This window comes from Streptomyces anatolicus (assembly GCF_019400875.1).
Classification (GTDB): Bacteria; Actinomycetota; Actinomycetes; order Streptomycetales; family Streptomycetaceae; genus Streptomyces; species Streptomyces anatolicus.
The window spans coordinates 1-13,690 of the sequence record NZ_WMBF01000026.1 but is presented as its reverse complement, the minus strand read 5'-3'; the positions used below and the strand labels follow the sequence as shown (position 1 = coordinate 13,690).

At 71.7% G+C, this 13,690-nt stretch carries 13 protein-coding genes; 5 read left to right on the top strand and 8 right to left on the bottom strand.

Annotated elements, in window-relative coordinates:
* Window positions 1-2: 2 nt before the first annotated feature.
* Window positions 3-656: a response regulator transcription factor gene (locus GKQ77_RS05145; protein WP_055544891.1), complete on the bottom strand. Its 654-nt coding sequence runs from the start codon at window positions 654-656 to the stop codon at window positions 3-5.
* A 300-nt stretch (window positions 657-956) separates the two neighbouring features.
* Here GKQ77_RS05145 and GKQ77_RS05140 point away from each other — a divergent pair, with 300 nt between their 5' ends.
* Window positions 957-1,130 (top strand): hypothetical protein, encoded by a 174-nt coding sequence (locus tag GKQ77_RS05140; RefSeq protein WP_164551840.1) that lies wholly within the window; start codon window positions 957-959, stop codon window positions 1,128-1,130.
* Window positions 1,131-1,202: 72 nt separating this feature from the next.
* On the opposite strand, the gene GKQ77_RS05135 is transcribed toward GKQ77_RS05140, so the two are convergent.
* On the bottom strand, window positions 1,203-2,012 hold the full coding sequence (locus tag GKQ77_RS05135; RefSeq protein ID WP_219687509.1) for an inositol monophosphatase family protein: 810 nt from the start codon (window positions 2,010-2,012) through the stop codon (window positions 1,203-1,205).
* Window positions 2,013-2,045: 33 nt separating this feature from the next.
* A complete protein-coding gene (locus GKQ77_RS05130) occupies window positions 2,046-3,173 on the bottom strand; it encodes a ferrochelatase (RefSeq protein ID WP_219687508.1) in 1,128 nt (375 codons plus the stop codon).
* A gap of 179 nt (window positions 3,174-3,352) precedes the next feature.
* On the opposite strand from GKQ77_RS05130, the gene GKQ77_RS05125 reads away from it, so the two are divergent.
* Window positions 3,353-4,597 (top strand): MFS transporter, encoded by a 1,245-nt coding sequence (locus GKQ77_RS05125; protein ID WP_219687507.1) that lies wholly within the window; start codon window positions 3,353-3,355, stop codon window positions 4,595-4,597.
* The gene (locus tag GKQ77_RS05120; protein WP_219687506.1) at window positions 4,551-5,876 is read left to right on the top strand and encodes a D-arabinono-1,4-lactone oxidase; all 1,326 of its coding nucleotides are present in this window, start codon (window positions 4,551-4,553) and stop codon (window positions 5,874-5,876) included. Before GKQ77_RS05125 ends, GKQ77_RS05120 begins: the two co-directional genes overlap by 47 nt.
* 235 nt (window positions 5,877-6,111) lie before the next feature.
* Here GKQ77_RS05120 and GKQ77_RS05115 read toward each other — a convergent pair whose 3' ends face one another.
* Complete coding sequence (locus GKQ77_RS05115; protein ID WP_258020859.1) at window positions 6,112-7,347, bottom strand: hypothetical protein; 1,236 nt, start codon at window positions 7,345-7,347, stop codon at window positions 6,112-6,114.
* 437 nt (window positions 7,348-7,784) lie between these two features.
* Here GKQ77_RS05115 and sepH point away from each other — a divergent pair, with 437 nt between their 5' ends.
* Window positions 7,785-8,918, top strand: a complete 1,134-nt coding sequence (sepH, locus tag GKQ77_RS05110; RefSeq protein ID WP_219687505.1) for a septation protein SepH — start codon at window positions 7,785-7,787, stop codon at window positions 8,916-8,918.
* Between the two features lie 158 nt (window positions 8,919-9,076).
* On the opposite strand, the gene GKQ77_RS05105 is transcribed toward sepH, so the two are convergent.
* Window positions 9,077-9,904 (bottom strand): sulfurtransferase, encoded by an 828-nt coding sequence (locus tag GKQ77_RS05105; protein WP_219687504.1) that lies wholly within the window; start codon window positions 9,902-9,904, stop codon window positions 9,077-9,079.
* A gap of 334 nt (window positions 9,905-10,238) precedes the next feature.
* Between GKQ77_RS05105 and GKQ77_RS05100 the strand changes: the two genes are divergently transcribed.
* Window positions 10,239-11,051 carry a VOC family protein gene (locus tag GKQ77_RS05100; RefSeq protein WP_219687503.1) on the top strand — a complete coding sequence of 271 codons (813 nt, stop codon included), beginning with the start codon at window positions 10,239-10,241 and terminating at the stop codon, window positions 11,049-11,051.
* Window position 11,052: 1 nt separating this feature from the next.
* On the opposite strand, the gene GKQ77_RS05095 is transcribed toward GKQ77_RS05100, so the two are convergent.
* From GKQ77_RS05095 to GKQ77_RS05085, 3 genes are all read right to left on the bottom strand, one after another.
* Window positions 11,053-11,715, bottom strand: a complete 663-nt coding sequence (locus GKQ77_RS05095) for a thymidine kinase (protein ID WP_219687502.1) — start codon at window positions 11,713-11,715, stop codon at window positions 11,053-11,055.
* A gap of 93 nt (window positions 11,716-11,808) precedes the next feature.
* Window positions 11,809-12,999 carry an alkaline phosphatase family protein gene (locus GKQ77_RS05090; RefSeq protein WP_219687501.1) on the bottom strand — a complete coding sequence of 397 codons (1,191 nt, stop codon included), beginning with the start codon at window positions 12,997-12,999 and terminating at the stop codon, window positions 11,809-11,811.
* On the bottom strand, window positions 12,999-13,586 hold the full coding sequence (locus tag GKQ77_RS05085) for a DUF5998 family protein (RefSeq protein WP_125515536.1): 588 nt from the start codon (window positions 13,584-13,586) through the stop codon (window positions 12,999-13,001). Before GKQ77_RS05085 ends, GKQ77_RS05090 begins: the two co-directional genes overlap by 1 nt.
* Window positions 13,587-13,690: the final 104 nt, after the last annotated feature.

Below are 13,690 nucleotides of genomic sequence, written 5' to 3'. Positions count from 1 at the left end.
GGTCAGATCCGGTAGCCGGAGCCCGGGACCGTCACGATGACGGCGGGCTCACCGAGCTTGCGGCGCAGGGTCATGACGGTGACCCGGACCACGTTCGTGAACGGGTCGGTGTTCTCGTCCCAGGCCTTCTCCAGGAGCTGCTCGGCGGAGACGACCGCGCCCTCGCTGCGCAGCAGCACCTCGAGGACGGCGAACTCCTTGGGGGCGAGCTGGATCTCCTTGCCGTCGCGGAAGACCTCGCGGCGGTTGGGGTCGAGCTTGATCCCGGCCCGCTCCAGGACGGGCGGCAGCGGCACGCTCGTACGCCGCCCGAGGGCACGCACGCGTGCCGTCAGCTCGCTGAACGCGAAGGGCTTGGGGAGGTAGTCGTCGGCGCCGATCTCCAGGCCCTCGACGCGGTCGCTGACGTCACCCGAGGCGGTGAGCATCAGGACGCGGGTCGGCATGCCCAGCTCGACGATCTTGCGGCAGACGTCGTCGCCGTGCACGAGCGGGAGGTCCCGGTCGAGCACCACCACGTCGTAGTCGTTGACGCCGATGCGCTCCAGGGCGGCCGCCCCGTCGTACACGACGTCGACGGCCATGGCCTCCCGGCGCAGTCCGGTGGCCACCGCATCGGCGAGCAGCTGCTCGTCCTCGACGACGAGTACGCGCACGTCGTTGTCCTTCCTCTGTGCCCCTGCGGGCAGGTTTGTCTTGGGGTAGGCCTCCATCCTGCCCCTTTCGGCCATAAACCGGCTGTAAGGCGGTCTGAGGGCCCGGGAATGCGGGATTTCGTCCGCCTGTTGAGGTTTCTGCGGAACGGAGCCAGGGGAGGACGGCCTTACACCCGCGATCACGCTTTGTATGTGGTGCGCCACAAACCGCTTTCTCCAGGGCGGCTCACGACGTGATCAACCCTTCTTGAGGGCACACCCCCGTGCCATAACCCATGACCCAGCCGAGGGGGCGCAACCATGGACGCATTCACCGCAGGTCTCCTGCAGCGCATAAAGGCCACGGAGTCCGACCTCACCATGGCCCGTGAGACGGGAGACGACTTCCTTGCCGAGGTGGAGCAGGCGGAGCTCGAGGACCTCCACCGCCTGGCTGCCGAGCACGGAGTCGAGGTAGGCGCTCTGCAGGTCTGAGTGGCCTGAGCACACATACGTACGCAAGGGCCCCGGCGTCTGGATGAGACGCCGGGGCCCTTCCGCGTGCCGTCAGTCGTGCCAGGCGCCGAGCTCCTCCAGGAGGCCCTGAAGGGGCTCGAAGAGGCCGGGCGGGGCCGCGATGGCCAGCTCGCCCGAGAGGGGCTCTCCGGGGCGGCCACCGGTCAACGCGCCCGCCTCCCGGGCGACGAGGTCACCCGCCGCGAAGTCCCACGGCTTGAGCCCCCGCTCGTAGTAGGCGTCCAGGCGGCCCACCGCGACGTCGCACAGGTCGATCGCGGCCGATCCGCCGCGCCGGATGTCCCGCACCTTCGGGACGAGGTGGCGGGTGATCTCCGCCTGCTGGGCGCGGCGCTCGGTGAGGTACCCGAAGCCGGTGCCCACCAGGGCCTGCCCGAAGGGGGGCGCGGGGCGCACGCGCGCGGGCACGTCGCCGACGAAGGCCCCCTCCCCCAGGACCGCGCGGTACGTCTCCCCGCGCATCGGGGCGTGCACCACCCCGATCAAGGTCTCGCCGTCCTTGCGGGCGGCGATGGACACGGACCAGTCCGGGCGGCCGTACAGGTAGTTGACGGTGCCGTCGATCGGGTCGACGACCCACTGCACGCCGCTGCTGCCCTCGAAGCTCGCGCCCTCCTCGCCGAGCACGCCGTCATCCGGTCTGCGCTCGGCGAGGAAGTCGGTGATGAGCTTCTCGGAGGCGATGTCCATCTCGGTGACGATGTCCACGGCGCTGGACTTGGTGGCCGCCACGCCCAGATCGTCGGGGCGGCCTTCGCGGAGGAAGGCCCCGGCCCGGTGCGCGGCCTCCAGGGCGATGTCGAGCAGCTCGGCCTTGAGCGCCTTCAGCGGGTCGTTCATGGTGCTCGCTCCAGGTCGGGGGGGGCTTGGGGGTCACGCGTACGGGCTGTCGGCGCCGGCGGCCGCGGGCTTCGGGGCGCGGGCCGGGCAGCAGCCCACCGGGCACAGGTCGTGGCTCGGGCCGAGGGCTCCCAGGGCGCACGGTGTGACCGCCGTGCCGGTCTCCTTGGCGGCGCGCTCCAGGACCAGCTCCCTGATCGCCGCCGCGAACCGGGGGTCGGCGCCGACCGTCGCCGAGCGGCGGACCGGAAGACCCAGCTCCGCGGCCTTGGCCTCGGCCTCGGTGTCGAGGTCGTACAGGACCTCCATGTGGTCCGAGACGAAGCCGATGGGGACCATGACCACCGCGGGCGCCCCGGCGCCGTGCCGCTCCTCCAGGTGGTCGCAGATGTCCGGCTCCAGCCAGGGGATGTGCGGGGCGCCGCTGCGCGACTGGTAGACGAGCTGCCACGGGTGTTCGACGCCGGTCTCCTCGCGCACCGCGTCGGCGATGAGACGGGCCACGTCCAGGTGCTCCTTGACGTACGCACCGCCGTCGCCGTGGTCCTCGGCCGGGCCGGACGTATCGGCCGCCGCGGTCGGGATCGAGTGCGTCGTGAAGGCGAGGTGCGCGCCCTGGCGTACGTCCTCGGGCAGCTCGGAGAGGGACTTCAGAACGCCGTCGATCATGGGACGTACGAAGCCGGGGTGGTTGAAGTAGTGCCGGAGCTTGTCGACCCTCGGCGGCTCCAGGCCCTCCACCTCCAGGGCGGCGAGGGAGTCCGCGAGGTTCTCGCGGTACTGGCGGCAGCCCGAGTACGAGGCGTACGCACTGGTGGCCAGGGTCAGGATGCGGCGGCGGCCGTCGGCGACCATCTCGCGCAGGGTGTCCGTGAGGTAGGGCGCCCAGTTGCGATTGCCCCAGTAGACCGGCAGGTCCAGGCCGTGCTCCGCGAAGTCCTTGCGCAGGGCGTCGAGGAGGGCGCGGTTCTGGTCGTTGATCGGGCTTACCCCGCCGAACAGGAAGTAGTGCTGCCCCACCTCCTTGAGCCGCTCCTTGGGGATGCCGCGCCCGCGCGTCACGTTCTCCAGGAACGGGACGACGTCGTCGGGGCCCTCGGGGCCGCCGAACGAGAGCAGCAGCAGGGCGTCGTAGGGAGTGGGATCGAGCGCATCGGACATGCCACCGATCCTGCCACCCACCACTGACAGCCGGAAAACCACGGTGTGTTCGAACCCCTCCTACGAGCGATGAAACACGGGTGCGCCCGGGCGCCCCACGGTCGTAAGCTGTATCGGCCACCTTTACGCCTTACCGGAGCCGTCCCGCCCGCGGAACTCCGGCGTTCTGCGGAGTCCACGTGCCCAGCTCCTACCGCGCTCTCTTCGCCGCCCCCGGCACCAAGGCGTTCTCCACCGCCGGGTTCCTCGGCCGGATGCCGATCTCGATGATGGGCATCGGCATCGTGACGATGGTGTCCCAGCTGACCGGGCGGTACGGCCTGGCGGGCGCGCTCTCGGCGGCCGTCGCGCTCTCCGCGGCCGCGATAGGGCCGCAGATCTCGCGGCTCGTGGACCGCCACGGCCAGCGCCGGGTGCTCAGGCCGGCGACGCTGGTGTCCCTGGCGGCGGTGGCGGGGCTATTGCTCTGCGCGAAGTTCGAGACGCCCGACTGGACGCTGTTCGTCTTCGCCGCGCTGGTCGGCTGCGTGCCGAGCGTGGGCTCGATGATCCGGGCCCGCTGGGCGGTCCTGTACCGCGACACCCCGCAGCTGCACACCGCGTACTCCTTCGAGTCCGTGGTGGACGAGGTCTGCTTCATCTTCGGGCCGATCATCTCCATCGGGCTCTCCACGGTGTGGTTCCCCGAGGCGGGACCGCTGCTGGCCGGGGCCTTTCTCGCCGTGGGCGTCTTCTGGCTGACGGCCCAGCGGGACACCGAGCCGGTGCCGCACCCGCGCGAACACCACACGGGGGGCTCGGCGTTGCGCTCGGGCGGCCTCCAGGTGCTCGTCGCCACCTTCGTCGCGACCGGCGCGATCTTCGGGGCGATCGACGTGGTCACGGTGGCGTACGCGGAGGACCAGGGCCACAAGTCCGCGGCGAGCCTGGTGCTCGCGGTCTACGCCCTCGGCTCCTGCCTCGCGGGCGCGGTCTTCGGACTGCTGCACTTCAAGGGGGCACCGGCGCCCAGGTGGCTGCTGGGTGTCTGTGCGATGGCCGTGAGTATGATCCCGCTTCAACTGGTCGGGAACCTGCCGTTTCTGGCCGTGGCGCTGTTCGTCGCTGGCCTGTCCATCGCACCGACGATGATCACGACGATGGCCCTCGTCGAGCAGCACGTACCACGCGCGAAACTGACCGAGGGCATGACCTGGGTGAGCACCGGGCTCGCGGTCGGCGTCGCGCTCGGCTCCTCCGCGGCCGGCTGGGTGATCGACGCCGCGGGCCCGGACGCCGGGTACGCGGTTCCGGGGATCTCGGGAGCGGCCGCGGTCGTCGTCGGGTTCCTGGGGTATCGCCGGCTGACGAGGCCGGTTCCGCGACGGGGAGGGACCCATGAGCACGGCAACGGGCAGCGGGAAGAGCACAGCGGCGTGGCGTAACTGGGCGGGCAACGTCACCGCGCGGCCCGTCAGGGAGGTCTCCCCCGCCTCGGTGGAGGAGCTCTCCGCGGCCCTGCGCGAGGCCAGGGCCGAGGGCCTGCGGGCGAAGCCGGTCGGCACGGGGCACTCCTTCACGGCGGCCGCCGCGACCGACGGCCTCCTCATACGCCCCGGCCTCCTCACCGGCATCCGCGGCATCGACCGCGCGGCGGGCACGGTCACCGTGGAGGCGGGCACCCCGCTGAAGCGTCTGAACACGGCGCTCGCGCGTGAGGGCCTTTCACTCGCGAACATGGGCGACATCATGGAGCAGACCGTCGCCGGAGCCGTCAGCACCGGCACCCATGGCACGGGCCGCGACTCGGCCTCGATCGCCGCGCAGATCAAAGGCCTTGAGCTGGTCACCGCGGACGGCACGATCCTGACCTGCTCCGCCGACGAGAACCCCGACGTCTTCGCCCCCGCCCGCGTCGGGCTCGGCGCGCTCGGCGTCATCTCCGCGATCACCTTCGCCGTGGAGCCGGTCTTCTTCCTCACGGCCCGTGAGGAACCGATGACCTTCGAGCAGGTCACCGGCGACTTCGACGCCCTGGTCACCGAGAACGAGCACTTCGAGTTCTACTGGTTCCCGCACACCGGCAACTGCACCACCAAGCGCAACAACCGCAGCCCGGGCCCCGTGGCCCCGCCCGGCAGAATCAGCGCCTTCGTAGAGGACGAACTGCTCTCCAACGGCCTCTTCCAGGTGGTCAACTCCCTCGGCCGGGCCGTCCCCGCGGCCATCCCGGGCATCGCGAAAATCTCCAGCAAGGCGCTCTCCGCCCGCACGTACACCGACATCCCCTACAAGGTCTTTACCAGCCCGCGCCGGGTGCGCTTCATGGAGATGGAGTACGCCGTTCCGCGCGAGGCCCTGGTGGAGACCCTGGGCGAGCTGAAGGCCATGGTGGAGCGCTCGCGGCTGCGGATCAGCTTCCCGGTGGAGGTCCGCACGGCGCCCGCCGACGACATCGCGCTCTCCACAGCCTCGGGCCGGGAGAGCGCGTATATAGCCGTCCATATGTACAAGGGCACGCCCTACCAGGCGTACTTCGCCGCGGCCGAGCGGATCTTCACCGCGCACGAGGGGCGGCCGCACTGGGGCAAGCTGCACACGCGCGACGCGGAGTACTTCGCCGATGCGTACCCCCGCTTCGGCGAGTTCACCGCCCTGCGCGACCGCCTCGACCCCGACCGCGTGTTCGGCAACGACTATCTGCGGCGGGTCCTCGGCGACTGACGCCGCGGCTAGGGCCTGTCCGGCGGATCAGGTCGCGTTCGGGTGGCGGCCACCTTTCAGGTGCGGGTGAGCGGGTTGTGGTGCGTCGAGATGCAAGGCGGAGGGGGGCGGCAACGCGGAGCGTTGACAACCGACGACAACGCCGCAGTGATGGGGCCTCCCCTGCTCGAGCGGAGCCGAGAGCTTGGGGAAGTGCCACACCCCGCGTCCCGCGACATGATCCGCCGGACAGGCCCTAGGGGCTGGTGGTCTCGCCCTGCTGCGCGTCGCCGCCGGTGTCCGTCCCACTGCCGGGCCCCGTGCCGCTTGACGGCGTGGGGGCCGGGGGCGGCGTCGGCGTCGGGTCCGTCTGGGAACCGTCGTCTCCGGAGTCGTCGCCCTTGTCCTTGTCGGGGTCCGTGCCGGTGCCGTCGTCGGGGTCGGTCTTGGAGCCGTCGCCACCCGTGCCGGTGCCGTTGCCGTCGCCCTGGCCCGGCGTCTGGCCGCCGGTCCCGTCCGGGTCCGGTGTTGCGGTACCGCCGCCCTCCGGAGTGCCGTCACCCGTGCCCGAAGTGCCGTTGTCCGACGGCTGTCCTGACGGTTCGGAGGGAGTGGACGGCCGCTCCTTGGATGTGTTGTTCCCCGAGAAGCCATTGCCGATCGTCGTGCCCTTGCCGCCGCTCAGGTCCTCCCCGGAGACCAGCTCGTACGTGGTGATCCCGCCCATGGCTACACCGAAGACGACGGCAGCCGCGATCAACGGCCGCTTCCAACTGCGGACCCGCGCGCGGTGCGTGGTGCCGACGGTGAACTCGTCCGACGGAAGCGGCGGTGCTACCGGTGCCCCTGGAGAGGGCGTACCCGGAGTGGGCGTCCCCGATCCGGCGCGCAGCACGCGCGTGGCGTCGTCCCCGGGCAGGAGCTGCGTGGCGTCGACCGAGCCGAGCAGCTGCGTCCTCTCGGTGTCGAGGTCGGAGGCCACCGACGGCAGCGCGGTCGTCGGGTCCGCGTCCGGGGTCGGCAACGCCGTGGTCGCGTCCGCCGCCGACGGAAGTACCGCGGTCCCGTCCGGCTCGGCGTCCGCCTCCCGCGGGCGACCCCATGTGGTGGTCACCGGGCCGGTGGCCGACGCGGCAGTCGTATGCGCGGCGGTTCTGAACGTCTCCGGCACCGACGGGTCGGTGGTCACCGGCACTTGGTGTGCCCTCGGTTTGGCCTGCACCGCGACCACGCGTATCTGTTCGCCCGTACGCTTGAAGAAGTGCTGGAAGATCGTGCCGCCGCAGGTCGCGATGCCGCTCACGACGCCGGCGCCAAGGATCGTGCCGTAGACCCCGAGGTTCGAGGCCAGCTTCGCCGCCACGACCGCGGCGATGGCGCTCCCCGCCACCTGCGGCACGCTGAGATCGAGGCGCCGCTTCTCCTCCTGCTCCTCCTGCTCCTTCGAGTCCTTGCCCTGCGTCCCCTTGCCGGAATCCGGCTTTATTCGCATCTCCGACCCTTGCCTGCCTTTCTCACCTTTTCGACTGACCACACGAGAGGGGGACGTACGGCCGAAGTGATTAGTTCCGTTTCAGGTGTTTCCGTGAAGTGCGCCACCCGCGCGCGGGTCGCAAGCCCCAAAAGCGCCACCAACTCCCTTCCCCCATGAGAAGTTCGGCGGCGCGGCGGTCCACCCGCATGGCCCGAATGGAGTACTGTTGCGAGCCCTGGGTCCGGTCTCCCGCCAGGGTGCCCGGGGCCTTCCAGAACCGCCGGGTGGGGGGCTCGCTGCACAGGGTGACGAACGTCGTCACTTAGCGTTGCGAAACGGTAACCGTGCCATAACGGCGATCCAGGGCCCCTGCCCGACACGCCGGGCAACTCGGCAAGGTTGTGGCAGGCTGCACCCGGGCAGGCCACACTCGACTAGCGGAAGCAGCGACGCACGTGACGTCGGCAGGCACCACCCGGGAGGTCCCCATGCCCGAACTGCGTGTCGTGGCCGTCAGCAACGACGGCACACGGCTGGTGCTGAAGGCTGCGGACAGCACGGAGTACACGCTTCCGATCGACGAACGGCTGCGTGCGGCCGTCCGCGGCGACCGGCCCCGACTCGGACAGATCGAGATCGAGGTGGAGAGCCACCTCCGCCCGCGCGACATCCAGGCACGGATACGTGCCGGTGCCAGCGCGGAAGAAGTGGCCCAGCTCGCCGGAATCCCCGTTGATCGCGTCCGCCGCTTCGAAGGCCCCGTGCTCGCCGAGCGCGCCTTCATGGCGGAGCGCGCCAGGAAGACCCCCGTACGCCGTCCCGGCGAGAACACCGGACCCCAGCTCGGCGAGGCCGTCCAGGAACGGCTGTTGCTGCGCGGCGCCGACAAGGAATCCGTCCAGTGGGACTCCTGGCGCCGTGACGACGGCACCTGGGAGGTCCTGCTCGTCTACCGCGTCGCGACCGAGCCGCACTCCGCGAGCTGGACGTACGACCCGCCCCGGCGGCTCGTCCAGGCCGTGGACGACGAGGCACGCTCGCTGATCGGCGAGACGGACGACATCGCGGCACCGGAGCCCAGCTTCCCGTTCGTGCCCCGCATCGCCCGGCTCCCCCGCGACCGCCCGCTGGACCGGCCGCTCGACCGCGCCCTGGACCGGCAGCTGGAGCGCCCGAGCATCCCTGCCGCCCCCGTCGATCCCGCGGAGGAGAGCGAGGGCGCGGGCACCGCGGTCGCCGAGCAGGAGCGCGACTCGCTGACCAGCCTCCTGGAGGCGGTGCCCAGCTTCCGCGGCGACATGGTCGTGCCCGAACGCCCCTCGGTGGCGTCCACCACGGAACTGCCGCCGTCCACCCAGGAAGAGCCCGACCAGGAGTCCGACGCCGAGGAGGCCCCCGCGGCATCGGCCGGCGCCGGCTCGGCGTACGCGGACGTCCTCATGCCGCGCTCGGTGGCCAGCCACCGCGACCGCCTCGTCGGTTCCACGGACCGTCAGGCCGAGGCCGACGGGGTGCGCCCAGGGCGCCGCGCTGCGGTGCCCAGCTGGGACGAGATCGTCTTCGGCACGCGCCGCAAGAAGCAGGAGTAGTCGGCGTCACGCGGCGCCACGCCGGAGTTTCGGACGTGCGTGCGCCGGACTGACGTACGACACCACGTACGACACCATGGGTCCCGCACCGGCAATACCGGCAGGTGCGGGGCCCATGTGCGTACGTATGGCGGCCTACTGCGCGTACGCGTGGCGGCCTACTGCGGGTCCGGGCCCGTGGCGACCGGGCGGGAGCCGTCCGCCGACCACTCCGACCACGAGCCGACGTACAGCGCCGCCGGAATCCCCGCCACCGCCAGCGCGAGGACCTCATGGGCGCCCGAGACGCCCGAGCCGCAGTAGACGCCGACCTCCGAAGTGCCGGACGCGCCCAGCGCCTTGAAGCGGTCAGCCAGCTCCGCGGCCGGCTTGAAGCGGCCGTCCTCCGCCACGTTCTCGGTGGTCGGCGCCGACACCGCGCCCGGGATGTGCCCGGCCACCCGGTCGATCGGCTCGACCTCGCCGCGGTAGCGCTCGGCCGCGCGGGCGTCCAGGAGCAGACCCGAACGGGCCAGGGCCGCCGCCGACTCCGCGTCCAGGAAGTCCGTGCTGTTCGGGGCAGGCTCGAAAGAGCCCTCGGCCGGGGCCGTCCCCGCGCCCGACTCCAGGGAGCCGGTCCACAGGGCGAGCCCGCCGTCAAGGACCCGTACGGACGTGTGCCCCGTCCAGCGCAGCATCCACCACAGGCGCGCGGCCGCCCAGTTCTGGCCACCGTCGTACACGACGACATCGCCCTCCGGGGAGACCCCCGCCGCGCGCATCACGGCACCGAAATGGTCCAGGTCGGGAAGCGGGTGGCGGCCACCGGGCCCCGCGGGTCCTGCCAGGTCGGCGTCGAGGTCGACGAAGACGGCCGAGGGAATGTGCCCCTCTTCGTAGGCGTCGCGCATCGAGCCCTGGTGCTGCCAGCGGACGTCGAGCAGGACCGGCGGATTCTCGCCTGCCAGGTCGCTCGCGAGTTCGGATGCGGAGATGATGGCGTTCATGGGCCCATCCTTGCGCATGGGGTGGCCGTATGGGCGAGGTCCGGCTACCCTGCTCCGCCGTACCCGCCCCACCACAGGGCGTACGGGACCCTGCACAGTCTGTACAGCGGATGGACCCCGCTCGGCCTTCTCGCGGCAAGGGGTGAGACACCGTAAAACGGGCATCCTCCGCGGGAAGCCCGGCAGTGCGGCGCGGCCGGGACGCGCGGCACGACAGGTGGTGCGAGCATCTGCGAGGGCGCGCATGCGCGCGCGGCGCGGGCGCGCACGTTCGAAGAAATTCGAAGAGAGCGGAAGCGAAGCGGCCATCACGAAGGCCGAGGAGAGGGTGACGATGACCGAGGCACAGGCGTCCGCAGGGCGGCGCGACGGCGCGGGAACCGGTCGAAGCGCACCCGGCACACCCTGCTGGGTGAGCCTGATGGCGCATGGCCTGGCAGCGACCCAGGAGTTCTACGGAGCGCTCTTCGGCTGGGAGTTCCGGCCGGGGCCCGAGCAGCTCGGCCCCTATGTGCGGGCCTTGCTCGACGGCCGGGAGGTGGCCGGCATCGGCCAGCTGCCGCCCGGCCGGCATCTGCCCATCGCCTGGACGCCCTATCTGGCGACGGACGACGCGGACGCGACGGCCGAGACGGTGCGGCACTGCGGCGGCACGATCGGCGTGGGCCCGATCACCGCGGGCCGGGCGGGCCGGATGGCCATCGCGTCGGACCCCACGGGCGCCGTGTTCGGGTTGTGGCAGGCCGCGCGGCACCTGGGCAGCGCCGTGGTCGGCGAGCCGGGCGCACCGGCCTGGAACGAGCTGGTGACGCGGGAGACCGCGAGTGTCGTCCCGTTCTACCGGGCCGTGTTCGGCTACACCGAAGAGGCCGTCGTCTCGGCCGACTTCGACTATCTGACCCTTCAGGTCGACGGCCGCCCGGTGGCCGCCATGCACGGCGTCGGGGACGCGCTGCCGCGCGACCGTGGCCCGCACTGGATGACGTATTTCGAGGTCGCCGACGTGGAGGAGGCCGTGGAGCGGGTGGCCGAGCTGGGCGGACAGGTCGTCAAGCCGCCGCGTGACGGCTCCCACGGCCGGGTGGCGACGGTCGCCGATCCGGAGGGCGCGGTCTTCACCGTCGTACGCTCGCACGCCCGCGCCTGAGTCAGGCGCGGGTGGCCGCCGGGTCCACCGGCAGGACGTCGGGCGAGAGTGCGCCCGCGCGGGCCGTCGCCGCCGTCGTCCTGCGCCGGTGGTGGCGGCGGCACAGGACCTCGTAACCGACCTCGTCCGCCGACTGGTTGACGTCGCCGACGACGACCTGGGCGCCCTCGACAACCATCTCGCCGCCTATGGTGCGGGCGTTGTGCGTGGCGCGGGCGCCGCACCAGCACAGGGCCTCGACCTGAAGCACCTCGACGCGGTCGGCCAGCTCCACCAGGCGCTGCGAGCCCGGGAAGAGCTTGGAGCGGAAGTCCGTGGTGATGCCGAACGCGAAGACGTCAAGGCCGAGGTCGTCGACGATCCGGGCGAGCTGGTCGATCTGGCCGGGGTCCAGGAACTGCGCCTCGTCCGCGATCACGTAGTCGGCGCGGCCGCCCTGGGAGAGGTGGTCGACGAGGTGGGCGTAGAAGTCGAAGTCGTCCGCGGCCTCGATGGCGTCGGTGACCAGGCCGAGCCGCGAGGAGAGCTTGCCCTCGCCGGCCCTGTCGTCCCTCGTGAAGATCATCCCCTGGAGCCCGCGGGCCGAGCGATTGTGCTCGATCTGCAGAGCCAGCGTGCTCTTTCCGCAGTCCATCGTTCCGGAGAAGAACACCAGCTCGGGCATGGGGGGTTGAGCACCTTTCGGGGGCGTGTGGAGGAGTCGGGGTGCCGTCAACGGCGTGTCAAGTGCGTACGGTCAAGAGTCAAGTGCGTACAGCTAGGAGCGTACTTCGAGGAGCGGGACAAGCTGCTCGACGGGGGTCATCGAGCCGTGCATACCGACGAGCGAGGACTCCTTGGGCTCGCGCTCCGAGGCGATGATCGCGACGTCGTCGTGCGCGGCGGCGATGACGTCGCCGAGACGCTCGTACACACGTTGATCAACGTGTGGACCGAACCATCCCGCGGCGATCGCCTCGTCGCGGGAGGCCACCCAGAACTGCTCGCCGAGCACTTCGCGCCACACGGTCAGTACGTCGTTGACGGCGCCCGGCACCGCGTAGACGTGCCGGGCGCGACCCTCGCCGCCGAGGTGGGCGACGCCGGCGCGCAGCTCCCAGTCCTCGTCGAAGTCGATGCGGGAGTTCTCGTCGAAGGGGATGTCGATCATGCCGTGGTCCGCGGTGACGTACAGGGCGCTGCGCGGCGGCAGCTGCTCGGCGAGGCGCTGGGCGAGCCGGTCGACGTACATGAGCTGGCCGCGCCAGGCGTCGGAGTCGATGCCGAAGCGGTGGCCCTTGCCGTCCACTTCCGCGTAGTAGGTGTAGACCAATGACCGGTCCCCCGCCGCGAGTTGCTGGGCGGCGAGGTCCATGCGGTCCTCTCCGGAGAGCTTGCCCCGGAAGGAACCGCCGCTCAGGGCGACCTTGGTGAGCGGGGTGCTCTCGAAGGCCGGGGAGGACACCTGGGCGGTGTGCACCCCCGCGTCGTGGGCCCGCTGGAAGACCGTCGGGTACGGCTGCCACGCGCGCGGGTCGGTCCAGGGGTTCCAGCGGAGCTGGTTCATCAGCTCGCCGGTGGCCGGGTTGCGCACGGTGTAGCCGGGCAGGCCGTGCGCGCCGGGCGGCAGGCCCGTGCCGACCGAGGCGAGCGAGGTCGCGGTGGTGGCCGGGAAGCCCGCGGTGAGGGGCTGTCCGGTGCCGCCCCGCGAACTGGCGAGCAGCGACGTCAGGAAGGGGGCCTCGCCGGGGTGGGCCTTGAGCTGCTCCCAGCCGAGGCCGTCGATCAGGAAGACGCAGTTCCGGTCGGCGGGGGCGAGTTCGGCGATGACCGGCGTCTCGTAACCGGGCACTCCCTGGTGCGCGACGAGCGTGGGCAGCAGGTCGGCGAGCGACCCGGAGCCGTAGGCGGGCACGGGGGCCGTGTCGAGGGCGATCGGTTCCACGTCGTCCCAGGCGGGCAGGGACATCAGCGGGCGGTATCCGCGGTCGCCTCGGACAGGGCTTGGGCGAAGGCGAGGGTCTGCCGCACCGCGTCGGGGCCGTCGCCCGCCTCGCTGACGCGCAGGCTCAGGTCGTCGGCGGTCGAGCTGCCGGTGTAGCCGTGGTCCGCGTCGCAGTTGGGGTCGCCGCAGGCCGCGGGCTCCAGGTCGATGCGGGAGACGGCGCCCCAGCCGATGGTCAGGACGACCTCGCGGGGCGGGGTGCCCGGGACGTACTTCTCGGGGTTCGCGACGACGCGGCTGAGCACCACCGACGAGATGCGGCCGATCTTGACCGACTCCGTGGAGGTCGTCGCGTACGGCGTCGGGGAAGTGCTGTCCGCCGCCTGCTCGTCGGTGTGGCTGACGATGAAGCGCGTGCCGGTCAGGACGAGGACGGTGACGTGCCTGCGCACCTCGTTCGCGTCGAACGTCGTCTCCTGGTGGACCAGGTAGGACCCGATGGCCTCGCCGCCGATCGCGGCCTCCACCGCCTCGGCCACGAGGGCCGGGTAGTAGCCGCTGCGCTCGATCGCCGCGCGCAGCCCCTGGGTCGTCGTACCGGTCTTTGCCATGCCGTCCATCCTACGGCCCGGTGCGGGGCGCACGGGCCCCCGCGGCCGCCTCGGCGCCCGGGGAGCGCGGTTCAGTAGCCGGGGAGCGTGCGCGGGCCGAGATC

Bases quoted from the DNA above. Each gene is read 5' to 3' on its own strand.
- GKQ77_RS05140 (WP_164551840.1), top strand. From the start codon at position 957: ATGGACGCATTCACCGCAGGTCTCCTGCAGCGCATAAAGGCCACGGAG.
- GKQ77_RS05135 (WP_219687509.1), bottom strand. From the start codon at position 2,012: ATGAACGACCCGCTGAAGGCGCTCAAGGCCGAGCTGCTCGACATCGCC.
- GKQ77_RS05130 (WP_219687508.1), bottom strand. From the start codon at position 3,173: ATGTCCGATGCGCTCGATCCCACTCCCTACGACGCCCTGCTGCTGCTC.
- GKQ77_RS05120 (WP_219687506.1), top strand. From the start codon at position 4,551: ATGAGCACGGCAACGGGCAGCGGGAAGAGCACAGCGGCGTGGCGTAAC.
- GKQ77_RS05115 (WP_258020859.1), bottom strand. From the start codon at position 7,347: ATGCGAATAAAGCCGGATTCCGGCAAGGGGACGCAGGGCAAGGACTCG.
- GKQ77_RS05105 (WP_219687504.1), bottom strand. From the start codon at position 9,904: ATGAACGCCATCATCTCCGCATCCGAACTCGCGAGCGACCTGGCAGGC.
- GKQ77_RS05100 (WP_219687503.1), top strand. From the start codon at position 10,239: ATGACCGAGGCACAGGCGTCCGCAGGGCGGCGCGACGGCGCGGGAACC.
- GKQ77_RS05095 (WP_219687502.1), bottom strand. From the start codon at position 11,715: ATGCCCGAGCTGGTGTTCTTCTCCGGAACGATGGACTGCGGAAAGAGC.
- GKQ77_RS05090 (WP_219687501.1), bottom strand. From the start codon at position 12,999: ATGTCCCTGCCCGCCTGGGACGACGTGGAACCGATCGCCCTCGACACG.
- GKQ77_RS05085 (WP_125515536.1), bottom strand. From the start codon at position 13,586: ATGGCAAAGACCGGTACGACGACCCAGGGGCTGCGCGCGGCGATCGAG.